General features: G+C 67.2%; 21 protein-coding genes. 2 read left to right on the top strand and 19 right to left on the bottom strand.

Annotated elements, in window-relative coordinates; translation table 11 throughout:
• Window position 1: 1 nt before the first annotated feature.
• The 6 genes from AC1RLU_RS23780 to AC1RLU_RS23755 all read right to left on the bottom strand — a co-directional run bounded on the left by AC1RLU_RS23780 (window position 2) and on the right by AC1RLU_RS23755 (window position 6,218).
• Window positions 2-787 (bottom strand): SDR family NAD(P)-dependent oxidoreductase, encoded by a 786-nt coding sequence (locus tag AC1RLU_RS23780; RefSeq protein WP_492798569.1) that lies wholly within the window; start codon window positions 785-787, stop codon window positions 2-4.
• 10 nt (window positions 788-797) lie between these two features.
• Window positions 798-1,655 (bottom strand): nickel transporter permease, encoded by an 858-nt coding sequence (nikC, locus tag AC1RLU_RS23775; protein ID WP_492798568.1) that lies wholly within the window; start codon window positions 1,653-1,655, stop codon window positions 798-800.
• On the bottom strand, window positions 1,652-2,578 hold the full coding sequence (locus AC1RLU_RS23770; protein ID WP_061966576.1) for an ABC transporter permease: 927 nt from the start codon (window positions 2,576-2,578) through the stop codon (window positions 1,652-1,654). The genes nikC and AC1RLU_RS23770 overlap by 4 nt, the downstream gene beginning before the upstream one ends.
• Before the next feature lie 6 nt (window positions 2,579-2,584).
• Window positions 2,585-4,090 (bottom strand): ABC transporter substrate-binding protein, encoded by a 1,506-nt coding sequence (locus tag AC1RLU_RS23765; RefSeq protein WP_492798567.1) that lies wholly within the window; start codon window positions 4,088-4,090, stop codon window positions 2,585-2,587.
• A complete protein-coding gene (locus AC1RLU_RS23760) occupies window positions 4,087-4,866 on the bottom strand; it encodes a GntR family transcriptional regulator (protein ID WP_492798566.1) in 780 nt (259 codons plus the stop codon). The genes AC1RLU_RS23765 and AC1RLU_RS23760 overlap by 4 nt, the downstream gene beginning before the upstream one ends.
• Window positions 4,867-5,018: 152 nt before the next feature.
• Complete coding sequence (locus AC1RLU_RS23755; protein ID WP_492798565.1) at window positions 5,019-6,218, bottom strand: MFS transporter; 1,200 nt, start codon at window positions 6,216-6,218, stop codon at window positions 5,019-5,021.
• A gap of 92 nt (window positions 6,219-6,310) precedes the next feature.
• Between AC1RLU_RS23755 and AC1RLU_RS23750 the strand changes: the two genes are divergently transcribed.
• Window positions 6,311-7,063: an AraC family transcriptional regulator gene (locus tag AC1RLU_RS23750; protein WP_492798564.1), complete on the top strand. Its 753-nt coding sequence runs from the start codon at window positions 6,311-6,313 to the stop codon at window positions 7,061-7,063.
• A gap of 10 nt (window positions 7,064-7,073) precedes the next feature.
• Here AC1RLU_RS23750 and AC1RLU_RS23745 read toward each other — a convergent pair whose 3' ends face one another.
• From AC1RLU_RS23745 to AC1RLU_RS23715, 7 genes are read right to left on the bottom strand one after another with little or no spacing between them, the layout of a single operon-like run.
• Entirely contained in the window at window positions 7,074-7,955 is an 882-nt protein-coding gene (locus AC1RLU_RS23745) for an ABC transporter permease (RefSeq protein WP_091862666.1), read from the bottom strand.
• A gap of 1 nt (window position 7,956) precedes the next feature.
• Window positions 7,957-8,889, bottom strand: coding sequence for an ABC transporter permease (locus tag AC1RLU_RS23740; RefSeq protein ID WP_492798563.1), 933 nt, complete (start codon window positions 8,887-8,889; stop codon window positions 7,957-7,959).
• Window positions 8,889-9,614, bottom strand: a complete 726-nt coding sequence (locus tag AC1RLU_RS23735) for a glycerophosphodiester phosphodiesterase (RefSeq protein ID WP_492798562.1) — start codon at window positions 9,612-9,614, stop codon at window positions 8,889-8,891. The genes AC1RLU_RS23740 and AC1RLU_RS23735 overlap by 1 nt, the downstream gene beginning before the upstream one ends.
• Window positions 9,611-10,603, bottom strand: a complete 993-nt coding sequence (locus AC1RLU_RS23730) for an ABC transporter ATP-binding protein (protein WP_492798561.1) — start codon at window positions 10,601-10,603, stop codon at window positions 9,611-9,613. The genes AC1RLU_RS23735 and AC1RLU_RS23730 overlap by 4 nt, the downstream gene beginning before the upstream one ends.
• Window positions 10,600-11,463: an ATP-binding cassette domain-containing protein gene (locus tag AC1RLU_RS23725; RefSeq protein WP_492798560.1), complete on the bottom strand. Its 864-nt coding sequence runs from the start codon at window positions 11,461-11,463 to the stop codon at window positions 10,600-10,602. Before AC1RLU_RS23725 ends, AC1RLU_RS23730 begins: the two co-directional genes overlap by 4 nt.
• Window positions 11,460-13,067 carry an ABC transporter substrate-binding protein gene (locus tag AC1RLU_RS23720; RefSeq protein ID WP_492798559.1) on the bottom strand — a complete coding sequence of 536 codons (1,608 nt, stop codon included), beginning with the start codon at window positions 13,065-13,067 and terminating at the stop codon, window positions 11,460-11,462. The genes AC1RLU_RS23725 and AC1RLU_RS23720 overlap by 4 nt, the downstream gene beginning before the upstream one ends.
• Window positions 13,068-13,127: 60 nt before the next feature.
• A complete protein-coding gene (locus AC1RLU_RS23715; protein ID WP_185745170.1) occupies window positions 13,128-13,967 on the bottom strand; it encodes a MurR/RpiR family transcriptional regulator in 840 nt (279 codons plus the stop codon).
• Between the two features lie 120 nt (window positions 13,968-14,087).
• Between AC1RLU_RS23715 and AC1RLU_RS23710 the strand changes: the two genes are divergently transcribed.
• Window positions 14,088-14,834 carry a glycerophosphodiester phosphodiesterase family protein gene (locus tag AC1RLU_RS23710; RefSeq protein WP_492798558.1) on the top strand — a complete coding sequence of 249 codons (747 nt, stop codon included), beginning with the start codon at window positions 14,088-14,090 and terminating at the stop codon, window positions 14,832-14,834.
• A 42-nt stretch (window positions 14,835-14,876) separates the two neighbouring features.
• On the opposite strand, the gene AC1RLU_RS23705 is transcribed toward AC1RLU_RS23710, so the two are convergent.
• From AC1RLU_RS23705 to AC1RLU_RS23680, 6 genes are all read right to left on the bottom strand, one after another.
• The gene (locus tag AC1RLU_RS23705; RefSeq protein ID WP_492798557.1) at window positions 14,877-15,857 is read right to left on the bottom strand and encodes a peptide ABC transporter ATP-binding protein; all 981 of its coding nucleotides are present in this window, start codon (window positions 15,855-15,857) and stop codon (window positions 14,877-14,879) included.
• The gene (locus AC1RLU_RS23700) at window positions 15,854-16,876 is read right to left on the bottom strand and encodes an ABC transporter ATP-binding protein (RefSeq protein ID WP_091862639.1); all 1,023 of its coding nucleotides are present in this window, start codon (window positions 16,874-16,876) and stop codon (window positions 15,854-15,856) included. Before AC1RLU_RS23700 ends, AC1RLU_RS23705 begins: the two co-directional genes overlap by 4 nt.
• Before the next feature lie 4 nt (window positions 16,877-16,880).
• The gene (locus AC1RLU_RS23695; protein ID WP_061966561.1) at window positions 16,881-17,789 is read right to left on the bottom strand and encodes an ABC transporter permease subunit; all 909 of its coding nucleotides are present in this window, start codon (window positions 17,787-17,789) and stop codon (window positions 16,881-16,883) included.
• A 40-nt stretch (window positions 17,790-17,829) separates the two neighbouring features.
• Entirely contained in the window at window positions 17,830-18,840 is a 1,011-nt protein-coding gene (locus AC1RLU_RS23690; RefSeq protein ID WP_492798556.1) for an ABC transporter permease subunit, read from the bottom strand.
• Window positions 18,841-18,903: 63 nt separating this feature from the next.
• Entirely contained in the window at window positions 18,904-19,728 is an 825-nt protein-coding gene (locus tag AC1RLU_RS23685; RefSeq protein ID WP_492798555.1) for a M55 family metallopeptidase, read from the bottom strand.
• Window positions 19,729-19,824: 96 nt separating this feature from the next.
• Window positions 19,825-21,441 (bottom strand): ABC transporter substrate-binding protein, encoded by a 1,617-nt coding sequence (locus AC1RLU_RS23680; RefSeq protein ID WP_492798554.1) that lies wholly within the window; start codon window positions 21,439-21,441, stop codon window positions 19,825-19,827.
• Between the last annotated feature and the right edge of the window lie 81 nt (window positions 21,442-21,522).

Below are 21,522 nucleotides of genomic sequence, written 5' to 3'. Positions count from 1 at the left end.
CTCAGAGCGCCTGCTTCTTGTCCTGGTGGACGGCGAGCGAGCCGATCGAGTTGCCGCCATCGACTGTGAGCGTCGCGCCGGTGACATAGGCCGAGGCGTCGCTGGCAAGGTAGAGCAGGGCATTGCCGACATCGGCGCGCGAGGACGCCCGGCCGAGCGGGATCTGCGCGACCGTGTTCTGGATATGCGCGTCGGTCAGCGCGCTGACCGTGCTGCCGGCGGCGAAGCCCGGCTCCAGCGCGTTGGAGCGGATGCCGTATTCGGCAAGTTCGACGCCGAACCCCTTGGTGAGCCGGTCGAGCGCGGTCTTCGACATCGAGTAGACGCAGGCCGTGCGGCGCATCTTGCGCGAGGCGCCGGACGAGATGTTGATGATCGAGCCCTTCGCGCCCTTGCGCACCATCTGGGTCGCCAGCTCGCGGGTCAGGATGAAGGGCGCCCTGAGATTGATCGCGAGGATGCGGTCGAACTCGGCGGTCGTCGTGTCCAGCAGGAAGGCGCTCGGATAGATGCCGGCATTGTTGACGAGGATGTCGGCCGCGCCCCAACGCTGGCCGATCTCGCTGGCAAGGGCCACGATCGAAGCCTCATTGGTCAGGTCGGCCGGCATGACGAAGCTGTTGCCCGAGAGGCCCAGCGCCTTGGCCTGTGCCTCCAGATCCCCGGCCCGCGCGTCGGTCAGGCAGAGCGTGGCGCCGGCCTCGTGCAGCACCTCGGCGATCCAGCGGCCGATGACCCCGCAGGCGCCGGTGACGACGGCGCGCTTCCCCTTGATGTCGTCGAACATGGCTTTTCCTTCAGCGATGGCGGGGATCGAGGCGGTCGCGCACGGCGTCGCCGGTGAGATTGACGGCGAGCACCAGCACGAACAGGCAGGCACCGGGGAGCGTGGCGACCCACCAGGCGGTCGCGACATAGTTCCGGCCGGTCGAGAGCATCGCGCCCCAGCTCGCGGTCGGCGGCTGGACGCCGAGCCCGAGGAAGGAGAGCCCCGCCTCGAACAGGATCATCAGCCCGAATTCGAGCGTGGCGACGACGCTGACGGCTCCGACGATATTGGGCAGGACATGGCGGAAGAGCACGCGCGGTGCGCCGGCCCCCATCAGGGCCGAGAGCCGGACATAGGGCATGTTCGCGACGGAGAGCGTCTGGCTGTAGGCGATGCGGGCGTAGCGCGGCCAGCGCGTCAGCGCGAGCACCATGATGACGTTGACGATGCCGGGGCCGAGCACTGCGACCGTGATGATCGCGAGCAGGATCGCCGGGATCGACAGGAAGACGTCGACGACGCGCATCACCGCGATCTCGACCCAGCCGCGCCGGTAGCCGGCGATCATGCCGAGCGTCGTCCCGACCACGCCGGAGAGCACGACCGAGGCGAAGGCGACGATCAGCGAGATGCGCGCGCCATGGATAACGCGGCTGAGCAGGTCGCGACCAAGTTCGTCGCTGCCGAGCCAGTAATGGAAGCTGCGCGAGACCGTGCCAGGAGGCTTCAACCGGCCGAGCAGGTTCTGCTGGTTGGGGTCGTAGGGCGCAAGCCAGGGCGCGAAGAGCGCGACCAGCACCACGAGCGCGATGATGCCGACCGGCCACCAGCGCCACAGGTCACGGCGCTTGCGGCGCGGCACGGAGGTTGCGACTGCAACGCTCATCGCGCGCCCTCCAGCACGATGCGCGGATCGACCAGGCTGTAGAGCAGGTCCGAGAGCAGGTTCAGAAGCACGGTGACGAAGGCGCCGAGCAGAACCACGCCCTGCACGATCATGAAGTCGCGCGCCAGGATCGCCTGGACCGTGACCTGTCCGAGGCCCGGCCAGGCGAAGACCGTCTCGACGATCACGGCGCCGGCGAGCAGGTTCGAGATTTCGAGCGCGGCGACGGTGATGACCGGGATCGAGGCGTTGCGGGCGAGATGGCGGATCAGCAGGCGCCCGCTGCGGACGCCGCGCGAGCGGGCGGTGCGGACATAGTCCTTCGAGAGCTCGTCGAGCAGGGCCGAGCGGGTGATGCGCGCAAAGGTCGCCATGCTCAGGAGCCCGAGCGCGAAGGACGGCATGACGAGATTCCAGAGATCGCCGGTGGAGGAGGGCGGCAGCCAGCCGAGCAGCACCGAGAACACCAGAATCATCAGGATGCCGCTCCAGAAGGTCGGCATGCTCTGGGCGGCGAGGACGAAGCCGGCGGCGGCCTTCGCTGCAGGTGAGTTGCGGAAGATCGCGAGCAGGATGCCGATCGGCACGCCGATGCCGCAAGCGACGATGAGCGCGCCGGCCGCCAGCATCAGCGTATAGGGCAGGCGCGAGGCGATGATCGTCGTCACCGGCACGCGCTGCACCACGGATTGCCCGAGGTCGAAACGGACGAGCTCGCCGAGGAAATCGAGATATTGCACCACCAGCGGCCGGTCGAAGCCGAGCTGGTGGCGCAAGGCCGCGATATCGGCCTGCGTCGCCGTCTCCGGGACGAGCAGGTAGGTCGGGTCTCCCGTCAGGCGCTGGACGAAGAAGATCAGCGTCACCACCCCGAGGATGGTGACGAGAGCCTGGCCCAGCCGGCGGAGCAGAAAACCCGGCACCGCGGCTCAGTCCTTCCAGCTCATCCGGTTGATGAACATGCTTTCGTTGGGCGTCGGCTGGAAGGCGAGGTTCTTCGCCGCGCCATAGATCACCACGGCCTGGTAGAGCGGCACGACCGGTACATCGGTAGCGACGATCTCGTGGACCTGCTTGTAGGCGGCGAGCCGCTTGCTGGTGTCGAGCGTCGCGCGGGCCTCTTCCAGCAGCGCGTCCATCTTCGGGTTGCGGTAGGCCGACCAGCCGCTGCTCTTGTGCAGCAGCGGGAAGAGCACGCCATCGGCATCCTGGCAGGCGCAGGACCAGCGGCCGAAGCTGAGCATCGAGGTCGCCTCCGGTCCGGCCTGGGCGCGCTTCAGATAGGTCGCCATGTCGGACATCGCGATCTTCACGTTGAAGCCGGCATCGACCAGCATCTGCTGGATTGCCTGGACGATGCGCTGGTCGAAGACGGGCGCGGTGGCGAGGTCGATCTCGGCCTTCGCGGCGGGGCCTGCCTCGGCGATCAGCGCCTTGGCCTTGGCGAGGTCGTGCTCCGGCGCCTTGATGCCGTCGACCCAGCCGAAGATCGCCGGGGTCAGCAGTTCCGGCACCGGCTTGTCATGGCCGCCCAGCAGGCCGTCGATCATCGCCTGCTTGTCGAGCGCATAGGCTGCCGCCAGCCTGAGCTTGGGATTGTCGAAGGGCGGCTTGGTCGTGTTGAGCCGGACATAGGCGACGCGCTCGGTCAGGCCGATCAGGGCCTGGGCCTTGGCGGAGGATTTGAGTTGGGCGGCCTGGTCGGCATCGAGCGTGACGACGAGGTCGCTCGCACCGGCCTGCAGGTTGGCGAGGCGGGTCGCCGCATCCGGGACCGCACGGAAGGTCACGGTTGGGAACGGCGCCTTGGTGCCCCAATAGGCGTCGTTGCGCGTGAGCTGGACGTTCACGCCGCGCTGCCAGGACTCGAACTTGTAGGGGCCGCTGCCGACGGGCTTGAGGTTGAAGGCATCCTTGCCGACGGCCTCGACCACGGCCTTGGGCACGATCGAGAGTTTGACGAGTTGCGCCAGCAGCGCCGGGTAGGGACCGGATGTGACGAGCTTCACCTTGGTCGGCGAGAGCGCGACCGCATCGGTGATCTTGTCGAACTGGCCGAGCTGGGGGCTGGCGAATTTCGGGTCGGTGATGCGCTTGACACTGAAGACGACATCGTCGGCGGTCAGCTTCGAGCCGTCATGGAAGGCGATGTCGCTACGCAGGTCGAACTCGATCTCGGTGTCCGAGAGCTGCTTCCAGGCGGTCGCGACTTGCGGGATGATTTCGCCCTTGTCGTCGCGGGTGACGAGATTGTCGAAGATGTTGCGGTAGACATAGTAGCTGTCCGGGTTCCACTGCACCTGCGGGTCGAGCGAGGAAGGCTCGTTGACGAGGTCGACGACGAAACGGTCCTTGGCGGCCAGAGCCGGCCCGGCCGCGAGGCCGAGTGCGGTGGCGATGAGGAAGGCGGCTGCGGCTTTCGAAACACGGCTCATCGCGATTTCTCCTCGGACAGGGTGGTGGACGGCTTGCGGTCGTTCGTGCTCCGGCGCGGCCGGCGGCTGCGCACGGAAACGGGTTCGTTCTGCGGAAGCAGGCGAGCGGCGGCGAGGAAGCCATGCGCCACCGCGTCGGTGAAGCGCTTCTGCTCTTCCTGCAGCGCGAGCAGCGCGGCCTCACGGTCGCCGCGCAGGAGCGCGTCGAGCAGCGGGCGCGGGTCGACCGCGGGTGGTGTCGCGCCGGCGAGTTCGAGCGAGCGGATCAGCCGCTCGGTGTGATCCCAGAGATCGCGCAGCCAGCTTTCGATGAAGCCGCCGGCCCGCTGCGCGAGCAGGTCGAGCGCCTGCCGGCACAATTGCTGCGCCATGGTGCGGGCTGAAGGATCGTCCCGCCCGAGAACGGCGTCGATCGCGCCTCTCAGGCTGCCGAGCAGGGCAATGCTGCGTTCATCGAGCGGCTTTTCGACCAGCGCAGGCTCGATCCGCAGCCTTGCCTCGACGATGGCGCTTGCAAGCGCCCCGTCGACCGCAGCGACGCGCCAGCCCTGCCGCGCATGCCTGGCGACGAAGCCGGCCCCAGCAAGTTCCGTCAGTGCGACGCGAACAGCCGCGCGTCCGAGGCCGAAACGCTGCGCGAGATCGCCTTCATGGGCATAGGTGCCGGGAATGAGCTCGCAGCGGACAAGCGCCTGCCGCAGGCGCCGGCCCGCGAAGGTGATGTCGCTTTCCGCCGCAGGCGGCTTCGGAAGCGAGAAGGGCGATTGATCGAGCATGAGCCATGCTGGCTCAGTTTCTGAGATCTGACAATCACTTTGTGAGATGTCAGAAACGCATGATCAGGCGCGCTTGAGCCCCGCCGTGCATGGCGGGGCTATGGCCTCGACTCAATTTGAATGAGCAGCCGGCAGCTTGCGCCGCCATAAGCCTATTGTTCGGCTGGGACGGTGTTCGCCGTCGGCGCGGCCTGCGCCAGGAAGAAGAACGCCAGCGCGGCGCACCAGACGATCAGGCCGAAGACGGTCGCGCCCGCCAGCACCAGCCCGAACCCGCCTTGCGCGTGCAGGACGGCCAGCATCGGCACCACGAAGCCGCTGACCGTGAAGCCGAGGAAATAGCGCACGCTGAACGCCTTGGCGCGGTGCTGCGCCGGCACGTAGCGGGCGACCATCGCGTCGTTGACGACGACCTGCCCGTAGATCGCGGCCATGGTCATGACGAGGCCGATCAGCAGCGGCACGCCGGATGTCGTCGCCGCGAGTGCGAGGCCGAGCGGCTGGAACAGCGCGAGCCCGACGAACAGGGCCGGAAGCGTGTAGCGGTCGACCAGCCGCCCCATCAGCCATTGCGTGGCGGCGCCGAAGACGAAGACCAGCGTCGCCAGCGAGCCGATCAGCGCCAATGGCAGGTCGAGGCCGAGCCTTTCGTCGATGACCTTCGGCAGCGCGATCGTGGTGATGTTGAAGGTCATGCCGCCGGCTATGACCGCGACAGCGAAGATGGCGAGCAGAGCCTTCGGCCGATTGACCGGGATCAGCTCGGCCTTGCCCGAGCGGTTGGCAGATGGGTTTCCGTCGCCAGGCACGAGCGCGATGAACGCCGCGCCGAGGACGAGGCAGACCAGCCCCGGCAGGACGAAGGCGAAGCGCCAGCCGAAATTCGCGGCGATGAGCGCGGTGACGCCGGCGGCCGAAGCCGCGCCGAGATTGCCCCAGACGGCGTTGACGCCGAGATCCCGGCCGAGCTGGCGGGCATGGCTGACCAGCATCGTCGAACCGACCGGGTGATAGATCGCCGAGGCCACGCCCAGCACGAGCAGCCAGCCGGCGAAGGCGGCGGGGCGGTCGGCACTCGCGACGCCGAGGCAGGACAAGCCGTAGCCGATGAAGAACACGGCGAGCATGTTGCGCCGGCCGAACCGATCCGAGAGCCAGCCCATCGGCAGCGAGCACAGGCCGAAGGCGACGAAGGCGCCGGTGGCGAGGCCGATCAGCTCGGCATAGCTGAGATTGGTCTGCGCCGCGATGGCGATCACCGCCGTCGGGTAGATCAGCAGCACGAAATGATCGAGCGCGTGGGCCGCGTTGACGAAGAGAAGGGTGCGCTTCGACAGCGTTTCGGGGGGCATGGCGGTCTCTCGATAATAACGCGTCAATTTAGCTTGACCCGTTAAGCCTGTCGGGCCGTTATTCGGCAGGATCGGGCCAAACAGGAGATGTGATGCGCAATGAGAGCGAGGCCTATCAGACGGTGCCGCGCGCCGTTGCCGTCATGCCGAAGAGCTATTCAGCCGGCGCCAGCACGGGCTGGCACAGCCATCCGCGCGCGCAACTGCTCTATGCCACCGCTGGCCTGACGCTGGTCCGGGCCGAGGACGGCACCTGGGTTCTGCCGGCCCGGCATGCGCTCTGGATTCCGCCTGGTCTCTCGCATGAGGTCAGGATGCATGGCGCGGTCTCGATGTGCTCGGCCTATATCGCGCCAGACGCGGTCGGTGTCCTGCCGACGGGATGCCGCGTGCTGGAGGTCTCCAGCCTGCTCGCTTCGGCGCTGGAGGCGCTTGCGGTCGAGCCGCTGCTCTATGACGAGGCCGGGCGCGGCGGGCATCTCGCCGCGCTGATTCTCGACGAGATCGCGCGGGCGCCAGAGACGGCGCTGACGCTGCCCTTGCCGCGGGATGTGCGTCTGCGGCGCATCTGCGATGCCTTGCTGAAGGACCCCGGTTCTGGCCTCGACATCGATGGCTGGGCGCAGCGCGCGGGAGCGAGCCGGCGGACATTGACGCGCGGCTTCCGGGCGGAGACCGGCCTGAGCTTCGGCGTCTGGCGCTCGCGCCTGCGCGTGCTCCGGGCCATGACGATGGCGAGCGATGGCGCGCCGCCCCACCAGATTGCCAGGGCGGTCGGCTATGCCGACCAGCGTGCGCTGCGGACAGCGGCCAGGCGTGTCCTCGGCCGGGCCGATCTGTCCTGATGAAGACCGGTCAGCGCGATTGCAAGGTCGGGTCGAGCCGGTCCCGGATCCAGTCGCCGACGATCGAGATCGACATCGTCGTCAGGAAGATCGCCATGCCGGGCAGCACCGCGATCCACCACGCGCTGGTGAGATAGGCGCGTCCGGCGCCGAGCATCTGGCCGAGGCTGGTCAGAGGCGGGCGGATGCCGAGGCCGAGGAAGGAGAGCGAGGTCTCCAGCAGGATCACCTGCGGGAAGTTCAGCGTGAACTGGACGATCAGTACGCTCAGGATATTCGGCAGGACATGCCGGAGATAGACATGGCGGGCCGGTGCGCCGAGCGCGGTCACGGCCGTCGCATAGCCCTGCGTATTGGCGGCGATGACGACGCCGCGCGTCAGGCGCGCGAACACCTCCCAACCATAGAAGCCCATGATCGCGACGAACAGGAAGAAGCCGCCGCCGAACAGCGCGATCAGCGCCAGCGCGATCATCATGAAGGGCAGCGATGCCTGCACGTCCGCCAGCATCATGATCGCTTCCTCGACCAGCCCGCGGAAATGGGCGGCGATGAAGCCGAGCGTGGTGCCGATGAAGGCGCCGATCAGCGTGCCGCCGAGCGCGACGAGCACGCTGAAGCGGATCGCGTAGATCAGGCGGCTCAGGACGTCGCGCCCGAGTTCGTCGGTACCAAGCAGGTGTTCGGGCAGCCCGCCGAGGAAGCTCGGCGGCTTCAGGCGCTTCAGCAGCGATTGGGTGCGGTAATCGTAAGGCGCCAACCAGTCGGCGAAGAGGAAGATCACGAGGATCAGCCCGAGCAGGGCAAGCGCGATGATGACGAGTGTCGGATAGCGTGCCTCGGCACGGACCGGCGCATCGTCCTTCCGGCGGAACAGGGTCGTCAGCGCCATCTCAGCTCTCCGACCGGGCGGCGCGCATGCGCGGATCGATCAGCGCATAGATCGCGTCGACGGCGAGATTGGCGAGCACCATCGTGATCGAGGTCATGATCAGGATCGCCTGCACCAGCGCGAAATCGCGCGAGGTCACGGCATTGACCAGCAGCCGGCCGACGCCGGGCACCGCGAACACCGTCTCGACGATGATCGAGCCGGCGACGAGATCGCCGAGCTTGAGGCCGATGATCGTGATGATCGGGATCGCGGCGTTGGGCAGGGCGTGCCAGAGCACCCGGCGCGGCCGCGGCACGCCCTTGGCCCGGGCGGCGACGACATATTGCTTGCTGAGAACCTCGAGCATCGCCGAGCGCGTGAAACGGGCGAAGGTGCCGGCGAAATGCGTGCCTAGCGTCACGGCCGGCAGGATCAGGTGCCAGATCGTCTGGTCGCCCGAACTCGGCAGCAGGCGCCAGTGCAGCGAGAACAGCAGGATCAGCAGGATGCCCAAGAAGAAGTTGGGCAGGCTGAAGCCGAGCACGGCGAAGCTCATGACGAAGCGGTCGATCGGCCGGTTGCGGTTGAGCGCCGCGACGATGCCGAGCCCGACGCCGAGCAGGAGGCCGAGCACAAAAGCTGTGAGCCCGAGCCGGAGCGTGCGCGGCAGCGCCGCGGCAATGAGCTCGATGGCAGGCTGCTGGTCCGAGAGCGAGAGCCCGAAATCGCCCTGCGCGATCCCTGCGACATAGGAAACGTATTGCTGCCAGAGCGGCCGGTCGAGGCCGAATTTCTCGCGGTAATGCGCGATCACTTCGGCGGGGGCCTGATCGCCGACCAGCGCCTCGATCGGATCGCCCGAGAGATTGAGCGCGACGAAGGTCAGCGTCACGATCAGCCAGACGGTCAGGAGGCCGCGCGCGAGCTTGGTCAGCAAGATTCGGCTCGACATCACGAGGCCTTGCGGCTTTGCAGGCCGATCAGCAGGTCGGGATCGTTGAGCAGCACGGCCTGCGGCGCGTGCGCGAGGATGCGCAAGAGGCCGTCGCGGTCGACATCGCCGACGATGCGGCCGGTGCCGTTGCCGCCGGCGGTGACCCAGACCGGCTGGTGTCCCAGCAATCGCGCCGCGACCGGGCCGCCGAGAGAGCCTTCCCAGATGCGGAAAGCGCTCGCGCCTGCAGCGGCGTAGTGATCCGGATTGGACTTGTCGGGCAGGAAGGCGAGCACCCGGATGCCCGGCACTTTGAGGGTGGCATGCGCGACCTGAAGCACCTCGCGCGCGCCGACCCAGACCCGATCGAGCACGCCAAGTTCCCGGATCACCGCGAGCACCGCATCGATGATCGCGAGGTCTTTCGTCTTGATGTCGATCAGCGCCTGGCGATGCGGGCAGATCGCGGCGAGCGCCTCGGCGAGCGTCGCGAGCTGGACGCCGCCGGAGCGGGCGATCGCCTTGAGGTTTTCATGCGAAGTTTCCGCGATCGCAGCATCGCTGCCGGCGATGCGGGCGAGATCGGGATCATGCGAGGCGATGACGACGCCGTCGGCGCTGAGCCGCGCATCGGTCTCGACGAGATCGGCGCCCGCAGCGATCGCTGCACGATAGGCCTCCAGCGTGTTCTCGGGATAGCGGGCGGAATGGCCGCGATGGGCAATGACGAGCGGCCGGGTCATGACGCAACTCCCAGTTCACCAGCAAAATGGCAGCGGACGCTGCGGCCCTCGCTGAGCGGGCGCAGAGCCGGCATCTCGGCCGAGCAGCTCGGGCGGGCATGAGGACAGCGCGTGTGGAAATGGCAGCCCGAGGGCGGGTTGGCAGGCGAGGGCGGATCGCCCGCGAGCCGGGCCGAACGGGCCGAGTGCGCGGTCGAAAGGTCCGGAATCGCGGCGAGCAACGCCATCGTGTAGGGGTGCATCGGCCGGTGGTAGACTAGGTCGGTCGGGCCTTCCTCGACGATCTGGCCGAGATACATCACGGCGATGCGGTGCGAGAGCTTCTTCACCACGCGCAGGTCGTGCGAGATGAAGAGATAGGCGATGTCGAAGCGCTCCTGCAGTTCCTGCAGCAGCTCGGTCACCGTCGCCTGAACGGAGACGTCGAGCGCCGAGACCGGCTCGTCGCAGACGATCAGGCTCGGCTTCATCGCCAGCGCCCGCGCGATCACGACCCGCTGCGCCTGCCCGCCGCTGATCTGATGCGGGAAGCGGTCGGCCATCTCCGGCGCCAGCGCCACCGCCTGCATCAGGCGCAGCACTTCCGCATCGCGCCCGCTGCGCTCGCCGATCTCGTGCAGGTCGAGCGGCTCGCGGATCTGCCGGCCGATGCTGAGCCGCGGATCGAGCGCCGATTGCGGGTTCTGGAAGATCATCTGGATGTCGCGGCGCTGCCACTGCCAGTCGCGTGGCGTCAGGCTGCTGAGGTCGCGCCCCTTGAACAGGATCTCGCCGCCGCTCGGCCGTTCGAGCCCGACGATCATCCGCCCGGTCGTCGATTTCCCGCAGCCGGATTCGCCGACGAGCCCGAGCGTCTCGCCGATCCGCAAGGTCAGCGACACGTCCTCGACGGCGCGGATCGTCCGCTGCGTCCGCAGGAAGGAGCGCCCGCCGCCGAAATGCCGCCGCAGGCCTGAGACGCGCAGCAGGGGCTCGGTCGCGGCGCTCATGACGCGGCCCGTTCGCGATAGATCGGCGCGGCGACATCGAGACGCGGCATCGCGGTGAGGAGTTCGCGCGTGTAGGGCGCTTCGGGAGCGTTCAGCACGCGTGCGGCCGGGCCGGCCTCGACCACGCGGCCATGGCGCATCACCACGACATCATCGGCCATTTCGGCGACGACGCCGAGATCATGGGTGACGAACAGGATCGCCATGCCGAACTCGGCCTTGAGCCGGTTGAGCAGGTCGAGGATCTGCGCCTGAATGGTGACGTCGAGCGCGGTCGTCGGCTCGTCCGCGATCAGCAGCTTCGGCCCGCAGGCCAGCGCCATCGCGATCATCACGCGCTGCGCCATGCCGCCGGAGAACTGGTGGACATAGGACGCGAGGCGCTGCTCCGGCTCGGGAATGCCGACGAGACGCAGCAATTCCAGCGCCCGCGCCTGCCGCTGCGGCTCGGAGAGCGCGGTGTGCAGGCGCAAGGTCTCGCGCAATTGCGTGCCAACCGTATGGAGCGGGTTGAGCGAACCGAGCGGGTCCTGGAACACCATGCCGATGCCGCGGCCGCGGATGGTTTCCAGCTCGGCCTCGCTGGCGGCGGCGAGGTCGCGCCCTTCGAACAGGATGCGTCCCGCGGTCCGGCGCCCGTTCGCGGGCAGGAGGCCGAGCACCGTTTGGCAGGAGACGCTCTTGCCGCTGCCGCTCTCGCCGACGACGCAGGTCGTCGTGCCCCGCCGCACGGCGAAGGAGACCGCGTGCAGGATGTCGGCATAGCCCGCGGCGGTGCGGAAGCCGACGGTCAGGCCCTCGACGGAGAGCAGCGCAGCGCTGCCCCGGTCAGTTCCTGCCCTGCGGTCGTGCTCCGTCACTTCGCGCCCAGCGAGAAGTTCGAAGGGCGGAAGTCCATGTAGTACTGGCTGTAGGGCGTCCAGTTGATGCCCTTCTTCACGCCATAGCCGGTGACGGGGTTGTAGAGCATCGTCATCGGCATATCGTCCTCGAAGGCCGTGAGCAGCCTGGCGAAGGTCGCCCGGCGCTTGGCCTCGTCGGTCTCGGCGGTCAGCTCCCTGGCGGCGTCATTGAAGGCCGGGCTCGCACCGTAGAGCTTCCAGGTCTTCTGGTTCTCGCTGTCGGGGCCCCAGAGGGTGAGGATCGCGCCGGACGGGTCGGGCACGCGATAGGTGTTCGACCAGGCGAAGACCTGGGCACCCGGCTTGCGCACCTCCTTGAAGCTGTCGACGAAATCGATGCGGGCATTGATGCCCACGTTGCGCCACATCTCCTGGATCACCTGCGCCGCCTCGACATTGTAGAGGTAGTAGTTCGGGATCAGGCGGTAGGAAATCTCCTGGCCTTTGTAGGAGCTTTCCGCGAGCAGCTTCTTGGCGAGCGCAGGATCATAGGCGTAGCCCTTGTTCTCCTTCACATACATCGGCCCGAAGCTCGGGAGCTGGTGGCCGTTCGGCGTATAGGTCTGGCCCTTCCAGAGTGCGTCGATCAGCGCCTTCCGATCGATCGACAGGCTCATCGCATGGCGCAGCTTCTTGTCGGAGAGCACGGGGTCGTTGGTGTTGAACTGGAGGACGTGGCTGTTCTCCAGCGGCTCGGTCTTCACCGAGACGTCCTTGTAGCCCTTGAGTCCGTCCCACTGATCCGGCGGCAGTTCGACGGCGATGTCGAAATCGCCGGCGACGAGGCCGGCGACGCGCGCCGCAACTTCCGGGACCGAGCGGAAGGTGATGGTCTTGGCGGCGGGCTTGCCGCCGAAATAGCGGTCGAAGGCGGCGAGCGTCACCTTGTCGTTCTTCTGGTAGTCGACGAAGCTGTAGGGGCCGGTGCCGACCGGCTTCCAGCGCAGCGCCTTGGCGGCCTGGTCCATCCAGACCTTGGAGTCGACGCCCTCCTTGCGGAAGGCGTTCCAGGGCTCGTCGCAGATCGCGAAGGACATGTAGCTCGACAGGCGGTGCTCCATGATCGGATCGTGCTGCGCCACCGTGATCCGGACGGTGAAGTCGTCGAGCTTCTCGACTTGGGTGAAATTGCCGAAATAGACGCGGCCTTCCGGGTAATAGGCTTTCGGCCCCCAGAGGCGATCCGGCGAGAAGGTCGTGAGCACGTCATTGGCGTCGAACGGGCTGCCATCGTGGCAGACGACGCCGCGACGCAGCTTGAGATCGAAGGTGGTCGGCGTCGTCCAGGACCAGCTTTCGGCGAGGCCGGGCACGAGGTTGGCGCCGCCATCGGCCTTCGGCTTGGCGAAGTCGCGCCGGATCAGCGTGTCGAAGATCGAATAGTAAATCCGGATATCGACATTGCCGGTGTGCTCGCCGGGGTCGAGCGAGCGTGCGAGCTCGTTCACCGCCACCGTCAGGGCGGGTCGCTCCTGCGCGATGGCGCCGGAGCAAGCGGCAAGGGCCAGGCCGGTGCCGAGCACGACTCCGAGCGGCGCTTTGCGTGTGGTCGATCTGGTCATTGTATCCTCCCATCGGACAGGAATCGTTTGCGTGTTCCGTCGTTCGTCGATGCGACAGCCCTATCCGGGCTTGCCGCGAAACAGGCGTTGCAGCGTTTCGACCTTCGCGAGCGTCTTCAGCGAGCGGCCCTGGTCGGTGCGTGACAATTCCAGGATCAGCGTGTTGCAGATCGCCATCGGCACGGTCAGCGAATGAAACTCGCCCTGTTCGCCGCGGGCGGCGACGAGTTGCCTGTCGCAGACGGGGACGCCGGTGCGCCGGTCGGTGATCAGCAGCGTGGCGGCGCCGATCTCGCGGGCGCAGGACACCAATCGTGCCGCCCCCGGACTTTCGTGGCGGAAGATCATGGCGACGACGACGTCGCCGGCGGCGAGGCCGAGCAACTGGTCGGCCGCCTGCCAGTCGGCATGGGCGACGACCGCGGCGCGGTATCCGGACCTGACGAGACGCCGCACGAACATGTCGGCGAGACTGCTGGCATGACCCTCGCCCACGACGAGGATGCGCCCGGCCTGCCGGATCATCGCGGCGGCGGCGACGATTTCCGCGTCCGTGATCTGGTTGACCAGGTTACCGAGGGCCCGGATTTCGCCTTCGACGACCGAGCCGAGCAGGGAATCGCCGCGAACCCGGTCGAGCCGGCGCTGCACGCGTACCGAAGCGTCGAGATCGGCCACGACAGTGTCCTGCAGCGCTCCGCGCATCTCGCGATAGGAGGCGAAGCCGAGCTTGCGGGCGAGGCGGCCGGCTGTCGAGGCGTGCACGCCGGCCTGTTCAGCGACCTTGTGCGACGGCAGGAAGCTGCCTGCGGTGCGATTGGCCAGGAGAACCTCGACCAGTCGCCGGTCCGACTCGGTCAGCTCGTCCCGGCGCGCCGCGATGATCTCCGTCAGGTTCATCGTGTCTCCCATGAAGGCAGCGTAACGGAGCCTTGCAGCGATATGCAAGTTAAATTGCAGACTCGCTCATCGGCAATTTATGTTGCATAAGCAGACATCTCTCCGGACAGTGACAGGGATATGACGGACATCGCCTCACATCGCGGCGGGGCCAAAATCTGGCCCGAGAACAGCCGCCTCGCTTTCCGCAATTCCGCGGTTCTCCCGGTGGATTTCATCGAGTTCGATATCCACCGCAGCCGTGATGGCGTTCTGCTCGTCCATCACGATCCCCTGCTCGGCCGGACCGCGTCAGGCTCCGGGGCGGTCGGCGAGATGGACTGGGCCGCGCTTCGGGCCGTGGAACTGATCGGAGCGGGCGGCGAAACCATCCCGAGCTTCGATGAGATCCTCGATATCCTCGAACCGAGCGGCATCAGGCTGCGCATCGAATTGAAGACGCGACAGGGCGGCGAGCGCTATCCCGGGATCGAGGCGCAGGTCGTGGCGCGACTGCGGGAAAGGCGCCTGCTCGACAGGGCGACCTTCACCTCTTTCGATCTGCCGACGCTTGCAGAACTCCTGCGCCTCGTGCCAGCCACGCCGACGATCTGGCTCGTCGCCGACAAGCTGCTGGCACCACCCACGCGGGACCTGAGCAAGCTATCCCGCGAGGCGCGCGCGGCCGGTGTGCGAGAGATCGCCATCCGCATCGCCCAGGCACAGGATGGCGATGGCGAGGCCTGCCGCGGCGAGGCGGTGACGCTGGGCTATTACGGCGCGCATGACGAGCCGGCGATCCGCAAGGCCTTTTCGGACGGCGTGAGCGCCTTCACGACCGACCGGCCGGATATCGCCATTGCCGTCCGGCGTGAGATCGGCGGCTAGCGATCCGACGTTGGGCGGGCCGCTCGAAACCTCCGCCCTCGTTCACGCCGCCTTGGCGAGAAAATCCTCGGCATAGTGACAGGCGACCTGCCGGCCATCGACTTCGCGCTTCTCCGGCCGTTCGGTCCGGCAGCGTTCGGTGACGTGGGGGCAGCGGGTCGAGAATACGCAGCCCTTCGGCGGGTTGAGCGGGGAGGGCAATTCGCCGCGCAGGATGATGCGCTCGCGCTTGCCGGCATCGACGCGCGGCGTCGAGGCGAGCAGCGCCTGCGTATAGGGATGCAAGGGGCGGGCGTAGATGCGCTCCTTCGGCCCGTGCTCGATGGCATTGCCGAGATACATCACCATCACGTCATGGGCGATGTGGCGGACGACGCTGAGATCGTGCGAGATGAAGAGATAGGCGAGCTTCAGCTCGTCCTGCAGATCGGCGAGCAGGTTCAGCACCTGCGCCTGGATCGAGATGTCCAGTGCCGAGACCGGCTCGTCCGCCACCACGACTTTCGGCGACAGGATCAGCGCGCGGGCGATCGCGATGCGCTGGCGCTGGCCGCCCGAGAACATGTGCGGATAGCGGGCATAATGCTCGGGACGAAGGCCGACCTTGGCCATCATCGCGCGCGCCTTTTCGGTGCGCTCGGCCGGCGAGAGGTCGGTGTTGATCTTGAGCGGTTCCTCCAGGATCGTCCCGACCCTCTTGCGCGGATTGAGCGAGCCATAGGGATTCTGGAAGACGAACTGCACGGTGCGGCGCAGGCGCCGGCGCTCGCTGGCCGGCGGCGAGACGGCATCGACCCCGTCCAGCGTCAGTGCGCCGGAGGTCGGTGCCTCGATCAGCGTCGCCATGCGCGCCAGCGTCGACTTTCCGCAGCCGGATTCGCCGACGACGGCGAGCGTGCGCCCGGCCTCGACCGCGAAGGAGACCTTGTTGACCGCCTGCAACTGTGCCGGGGCGCGGAAGAGCCCCTGCTTGACCGGATAAATCTGCGTCAGCTCGCGCGCTTCGATCACGGGGTTGGTCATCGCGCGGCCTCCGTCGCCTGGCCGGCTTCGTCGCGGGCACGCGCAGCGTCGCGCTGGGGATCGCCGAGCGGATAGTGGCAACGCACGCGTCCGTCCGCCCAATCCCGCAGCTCCGGCTGGATATTGCGCGAATGATCGGTCGCGTAGGCGCAGCGCGGCGAGAACAGGCAGCCCTTCGGCCGGTCGTTCAGGCCCGGCACCATGCCGGGGATGGTGGCAAGCCGGGTCGCATGCTCGCTGCGCTCCGGCAGGGCGGCGAGCAGGGCGGCGGAATAGGGATGCTGCGGGTTGGCGAAGAGCGCGTCGACCTTGCGCTCCTCCATGATCTGCCCGGCATACATCACCATGATGCGCTGCGCCGTCTCGGCGACGACGCCCATATTGTGGGTGATGAGCACGAGCGCCATGTTGCGTTCGCGCTGCAGCGACATCAGCAGGTCGAGGATCTGCGCCTGGATGGTGACGTCGAGCGCGGTCGTCGGCTCGTCGGCGATCAGCAGGCGCGGATTGCAGGCGATCGCCATCGCGATCATCACGCGCTGGTTCATGCCGCCGGACATCTGGTGCGGGAAGGCCTTGAGGCGGCTTTCCGGCGCGGGGATGCCGACCTGCTCGAGCAATTCGATCGAGCGGCGCTTGGCCGCCTTGTTATCCATGCCCTCGTGCTTCCTGAGCGTCTCGGCAAGCTGGAAGCCGATGGTGAAGCAGGGGTTCAGGCTGGTGCTTGGCTCCTGGAAGATCATCGCCACGTCCTTGCCGGTGAGCTGGCGGCGCTCGCGGGCGGACATGGTCAGGAGGTCGCGGCCATCGAAGCGCAGCTTGTCGGCGCGGACGCGGCCGGGATAGCCGACCAGGCCCATCAGCGCGAGCATGGTCACGCTCTTGCCGGAGCCGGATTCGCCGACGACGCCGAGCACCTCGCCCTCTTCGAGGGTGAGGTCGATGCGGTCGACGGCGCGCAGCGTTCCCTGGGAGGTCGGGAATTCGACGCTGAGGTTTTCGATTTCGAGCAGGGGCATGGGATCAGCGCTTTAGCTTGGGGTCGAGCGCATCGCGCAGGCCGTCACCGAGCAGGTTGAAGGCGAGCACGGTGATGAGGATGGCGAGGCCCGGGAAGGTGACGACCCACCAGGCGCGCAGCACGAATTCGCGCGCATCCGCGAGCATCGTGCCCCATTCCGGTGTCGGCGGCTGGGCGCCCAACCCGAGGAAGCCGAGCGCCGCGGCATCGAGGATCGCGGTGGAGACGCCGAGCGTCGCTTGCACGATCAGCGGCGCGGCGCAGTTCGGCAGGATCTCGGAGAACATCAGGCGGACCGTCTGCGCGCCCGAGACCTGGGCCGCGACGACATAGTCCTTGCTCGCCTCGGCGATGACGGCGGCACGGGTGATGCGGACATAATGCGGCAGCACGACGATGGCGACGGCCAGCATCGCGTTCATCAGGCCGGGGCCGAGAATCGCGACGATGACGATGGCGAGCAGCAGGCTCGGCATCGTCATCAGGATATCCATCAGCCGCATGATCGCGATATCGGCGATGCCCTTGAAATAGCCGGCGATCAGCCCGAGCACGATGCCGACGACGATGGCGAGCGCCACGACCGCGATGCCGATCACCAGCGAAAGCCGCGCGCCGAAGAGCAGGCGCGAGAGGATGTCGCGGCCGATCGCATCGGTGCCGAGCGGATAGGAGAGCGAGCCGCCCTCCTGCCAGAACGGCGGCTTCAGGAAGACCGCGTTGTTGGTCAGGTTCGGCTCATGCGGCGCGATCAGGGGCGCGAACAGCGCGCAGAGCAGCACCAGCACGATGACGACGAGGCCGGCGACGGCGCCGCGATTGGCACTGAAATAGGTCCAGAACTCGCGGACGGGATGCGGCGGCGCAGCGCTGGGCGCAGCAGTCGGGGCGTTGAGGGTTTGGGTGCTCATGCGGCGAGGCTCCGACGGGAGCGAAGGGAGAAATGAGGGTTCATCGGGCGTGCCTGATGCGCGGGTTGATCAGGCCGTAGAGCAGGTCGACGAAGAGGTTGACGCTCATCACCACGACGCCGAGCATCAGCGTACCGCCCTGCAGGACCGGGTAGTCGCGCCGGCTGATCGCCTCGATCAGCCATTTGCCGACGCCGGGCCAGGAGAAGATCGTCTCGGTCAGGATCGCGCCGGTGAAGAGCGCGCCGACCTGCAGGCCGATGACGGTAACGATCGGAATCAGGGCGTTGCGCAGCGCGTGCATGGCCACGACCCGGATCGGCGCCATGCCCTTGGCGCGGGCGGTGCGAATATAGTCCTCGCCCAGCACCTCCAGCATCGCCGAGCGGGTCATGCGCGCGATGACGGCCAGCGGCACGGTGCCGAGCACGATCGCCGGCAGGACGAGATGCGACAGGGCCGACCAGAAGGCGTCGATATCCCCGGCGAGCAGGCTGTCGATGGTCAGGAAGCCGGTCACCGGCTCGATGAAATACTGCACCGCGATGCGGCCCGAGACCGGCGTGATGCCGAGCTGCACCGAGAACAGCAGGATCAGCAGCAGGCCCCACCAGAAGATCGGCATCGAATAGCCGGTCAGCGATATCCCCATCACGCCGTGGTCGAAGATCGAGTTTCGCTTCACCGCCGCGATGATGCCGGCCGGTAGCCCGACGATCAGCGCGATCAGGATGGCGCAGATCGCGAGCTCGATCGTCGCCGGGAAGAGCTGGCCGAATTCGGTCAGCACGTTCTCGCGGGTGACGATCGACTTGCCGAGATCGCCCTGGACGACGCGCTCGATATATTTGCCGTACTGGACGAGCAGCGGCCGGTCGAGGCCGTATTCGGTCAGGAGTTGGGCGTGGCGGGCGGCGTCGATGCCGCGTTCGCCGGCCATGGTCTCGATCGGGTCGCCGGGGACGAGGCGGACGAGGAAGAAGGCCAGCAGCGTGATGCCGATGAAGGTCGGGATGACCAGGCTCAGCCGGGTGAAGATGAAGCGCAGCATGGTTCTGCCGATGTTCTTGGCCGGCGCGGAAGCGATCGTCGCACGCCGGCAGGTCGTTTGGATTTATTGCAATGTCGAGCTGTAGCCCAGCGCAAACACCAAAAAGCGCTGGAGATCAAGGATGTCGTCCGCGACATAGCGGATCGTGAAGGCGTCGAGTCGCTCCACGGCCTTCAGCATGGCGAGATACTCGACCGGCTGTCGGAACAGGAAGTTGATATCGAGCGTAACCGGCCCGGCGATGCGATAGGGCTTGATCGCGGCCCGCCGCGCGATGACGCGCTTCACACCCTCCGCGATCAGCTCGTAAGAGGCTTCCGGCATCAGCGTGCGGGCGGACTGGCGGCTATGCGCCCATTTCACCGTCACGCCCTCGATATCGGGCAGGAACCCCTTGGTCTCGGCGATGGTGGCGTCGTCGCCGCTGACGAGCAGGACCGGCCCGTCGAAATGCCCGGCGATGGCGGCATTGATGCCGGCCTCCGGAACGGCGACGCCATTGACCCTGACCTCGCGCAGGCAGGCGCTGCGGAAGGTATGGGCCAACACGCCCTCGGGATTGGTCGCTCCCGTGTGGTAGCCGATGAAGAGCGCGCCGTCATAGCTGCCGGCCTCGATGCCCTGCATCATCGACAGCGGCCGCGGATGGGCCCGGACGAGCTGAACCTCGCGCGGCAGCCGCTCGAGCAGCAGGTTCTGCCCTCTGCCATGGCTGTCGGCGATGACGACCTCGCTGGCGCCGCTGGCATAGGCGGCCCGCGCCGCGGCGGTGACGCTGTCGGTCATCCAGATCCGGGCGGCCTGGTATTCGAAGCCCTCCACGAGGGTCTGATCGCGGGTGACGACGCCGGCGATGCCTTCGATGTCGGCGGAAATGTAGATGCGCATGGCGATGAGCTCCGGGGGAGGCCCTGCGCCGCTCGCATGAGCGCGCAGGCAGTCGACCGCGGCAGCGTGGGCTGCCGCGGCGAGAGGGGCGCAGGATTACTTGGCGATGGAGACGCCGTAGAAGGGCTGTCCGCCGAAGAAGTGGATCTTGTAGTCCTTCACTTCCTTGCGCACCGGCGTGAACGCCTGCGCATTGGCGAAGAGCAGGCCCGCGACATCCTCGTGGAACAGCTCCTGGAAGCGCTTGTAGAGCTTTGTGCGCTCGCCCTGGTCGGTGATGGTGCTGGCCTTGGCCAGCGCGTCCGAGGCCTCCTGGTTGCACCAGCGCGAGCGGTTGGCGCCGCTCTTCACGCCTTCGCACGTCCAGCCCGAAAGCAGGATCTGGCTCGGATCGGGATAGTCCCAAGTATAGCCGAACATGCCGACCTCATGGTCGCCGGCGCGGCCGCGCTTGAGATACTCGCCCCATTCGTAGGTCTGGATCGTCGCCTTGACGCCGATCTTGGCCCAATCGGCCTGGATCAGCTCGGCCGCACGCCGGCCGTTCGGCATATAGGCGCGTACGACCGGAATGGCCCAGAGCGTCGTCTCGAAGCCGTCGGCGAGACCAGCCTCCTTCAGCAGCGCCTTGGCCTTCTCGGGATCGTAGGGGCGCGGCTTCAGATCCGCATCATGCGACCAGAGCGAGGGCGGCACGGCCGCCGCGGCGATCTTGCCGGTGCCCTGATAGACCGCGTCGATGATCGCCGGGATGTTGGTCGCATAGGCCAGGGCCTCGCGCACACGCTTGTCGCCGAAGGGCTTCTTCTGCTGGTTGAAGGCGAGGAAGCTCTGGTCGGCGATGCTGCCCTGCAGGAGGTTGATCGAGGCTTCCGCCTTCATCGCCGGCAGGTCGCCTGGATTGGGATAGCGCGCGATCTGGCACTCGCCCGAGCGTACCTTGGCGAAGCGCACCGAGGCATCCGGCGTGATCACGAAGATCAGGTCGTTGACCAGCGCCATACGATCGCGGTTGCCGACCGCCTTGGTCCAGTGATCCGGCACCGCCTTGAAGCGGATGACGGCATCCTTCTGGTAGGAGGTAAGCGAGAACGGCCCGGTGCCGATCGGCACGAAATCGATCTGCTCGGGCGTGCCGGCCTTCAGCATCGCGGCCGCATACTCGGCCGACAGGATCGACATCGGCTCGACCGAGAGCGCCGAGAGCAGCGGCGAGTTCGGCTTGGTCAGGGTCAGCTTGACCGTGTAGTCGTCGACCTTCTCGATCGATTTCAGGCTCGGCTTCACGATCTCGGCGAAGAAGCCGAAATTGCCGCTGCCGACTTTGTGGAAAGGATTCTTCTCGTCGAACATGCGGCCGAACGAGAAGATCACGTCGTCGGCGTTGAAGTCCCGCGTCGGCGTGAAGCTCTTGTTGGCGTGCCATTTCACGCCCTTGCGCAGCTTGAACGTGTAGGTCAGCCCGTCATCGGAAATCGTCCAGGACTCGGCGAGGCTCGGGATGATCTGCGATCCCCCGCGCTCCGTCGCGGTCAGCCGCTCATAGATCTGTGCCGCCACGTCATAGGCGGTGTTCTGTCCGCTGAATTGCGGGTTCAGGTAATCGGGGCTGGCCTCGGAGCAGACGACGAGCGCCTGGGCGCTGGCGACGGCGGGCAGCAGAAGGGCGCTCAGCCCCAGCGTCAGGGCAAGAGAACGGGCACGAACGGGCATGGGCATCTCTCTCGGGACAGGCAGGAGAGGCGGATCGGGCGCGGGGCGTCGTGCCCCATCGTCTCCACCTCCCGGAACGCG

The organism is Allobosea sp. GW822-FHT05A11 (assembly GCF_058800455.1).
The sequence above is the reverse complement of the archived record's forward strand: the minus strand, read 5'-3'. Positions and strand labels throughout refer to the sequence as shown.

Coding starts and splice junctions, on each gene's coding strand:
- AC1RLU_RS23780 (WP_492798569.1), bottom strand. CDS start 787: ATGTTCGACGACATCAAGGGGAAGCGCGCCGTCGTCACCGGCGCCTGC.
- nikC (WP_492798568.1), bottom strand. CDS start 1,655: ATGAGCGTTGCAGTCGCAACCTCCGTGCCGCGCCGCAAGCGCCGTGAC.
- AC1RLU_RS23765 (WP_492798567.1), bottom strand. CDS start 4,090: ATGAGCCGTGTTTCGAAAGCCGCAGCCGCCTTCCTCATCGCCACCGCA.
- AC1RLU_RS23760 (WP_492798566.1), bottom strand. CDS start 4,866: ATGCTCGATCAATCGCCCTTCTCGCTTCCGAAGCCGCCTGCGGCGGAA.
- AC1RLU_RS23755 (WP_492798565.1), bottom strand. CDS start 6,218: ATGCCCCCCGAAACGCTGTCGAAGCGCACCCTTCTCTTCGTCAACGCG.
- AC1RLU_RS23750 (WP_492798564.1), top strand. CDS start 6,311: ATGCGCAATGAGAGCGAGGCCTATCAGACGGTGCCGCGCGCCGTTGCC.
- AC1RLU_RS23745 (WP_091862666.1), bottom strand. CDS start 7,955: ATGGCGCTGACGACCCTGTTCCGCCGGAAGGACGATGCGCCGGTCCGT.
- AC1RLU_RS23740 (WP_492798563.1), bottom strand. CDS start 8,889: ATGTCGAGCCGAATCTTGCTGACCAAGCTCGCGCGCGGCCTCCTGACC.
- AC1RLU_RS23735 (WP_492798562.1), bottom strand. CDS start 9,614: ATGACCCGGCCGCTCGTCATTGCCCATCGCGGCCATTCCGCCCGCTAT.
- AC1RLU_RS23730 (WP_492798561.1), bottom strand. CDS start 10,603: ATGAGCGCCGCGACCGAGCCCCTGCTGCGCGTCTCAGGCCTGCGGCGG.
- AC1RLU_RS23720 (WP_492798559.1), bottom strand. CDS start 13,067: ATGACCAGATCGACCACACGCAAAGCGCCGCTCGGAGTCGTGCTCGGC.
- AC1RLU_RS23715 (WP_185745170.1), bottom strand. CDS start 13,967: ATGAACCTGACGGAGATCATCGCGGCGCGCCGGGACGAGCTGACCGAG.
- AC1RLU_RS23710 (WP_492798558.1), top strand. CDS start 14,088: ATGACGGACATCGCCTCACATCGCGGCGGGGCCAAAATCTGGCCCGAG.
- AC1RLU_RS23705 (WP_492798557.1), bottom strand. CDS start 15,857: ATGACCAACCCCGTGATCGAAGCGCGCGAGCTGACGCAGATTTATCCG.
- AC1RLU_RS23700 (WP_091862639.1), bottom strand. CDS start 16,876: ATGCCCCTGCTCGAAATCGAAAACCTCAGCGTCGAATTCCCGACCTCC.
- AC1RLU_RS23695 (WP_061966561.1), bottom strand. CDS start 17,789: ATGAGCACCCAAACCCTCAACGCCCCGACTGCTGCGCCCAGCGCTGCG.
- AC1RLU_RS23690 (WP_492798556.1), bottom strand. CDS start 18,840: ATGCTGCGCTTCATCTTCACCCGGCTGAGCCTGGTCATCCCGACCTTC.
- AC1RLU_RS23685 (WP_492798555.1), bottom strand. CDS start 19,728: ATGCGCATCTACATTTCCGCCGACATCGAAGGCATCGCCGGCGTCGTC.
- AC1RLU_RS23680 (WP_492798554.1), bottom strand. CDS start 21,441: ATGCCCGTTCGTGCCCGTTCTCTTGCCCTGACGCTGGGGCTGAGCGCC.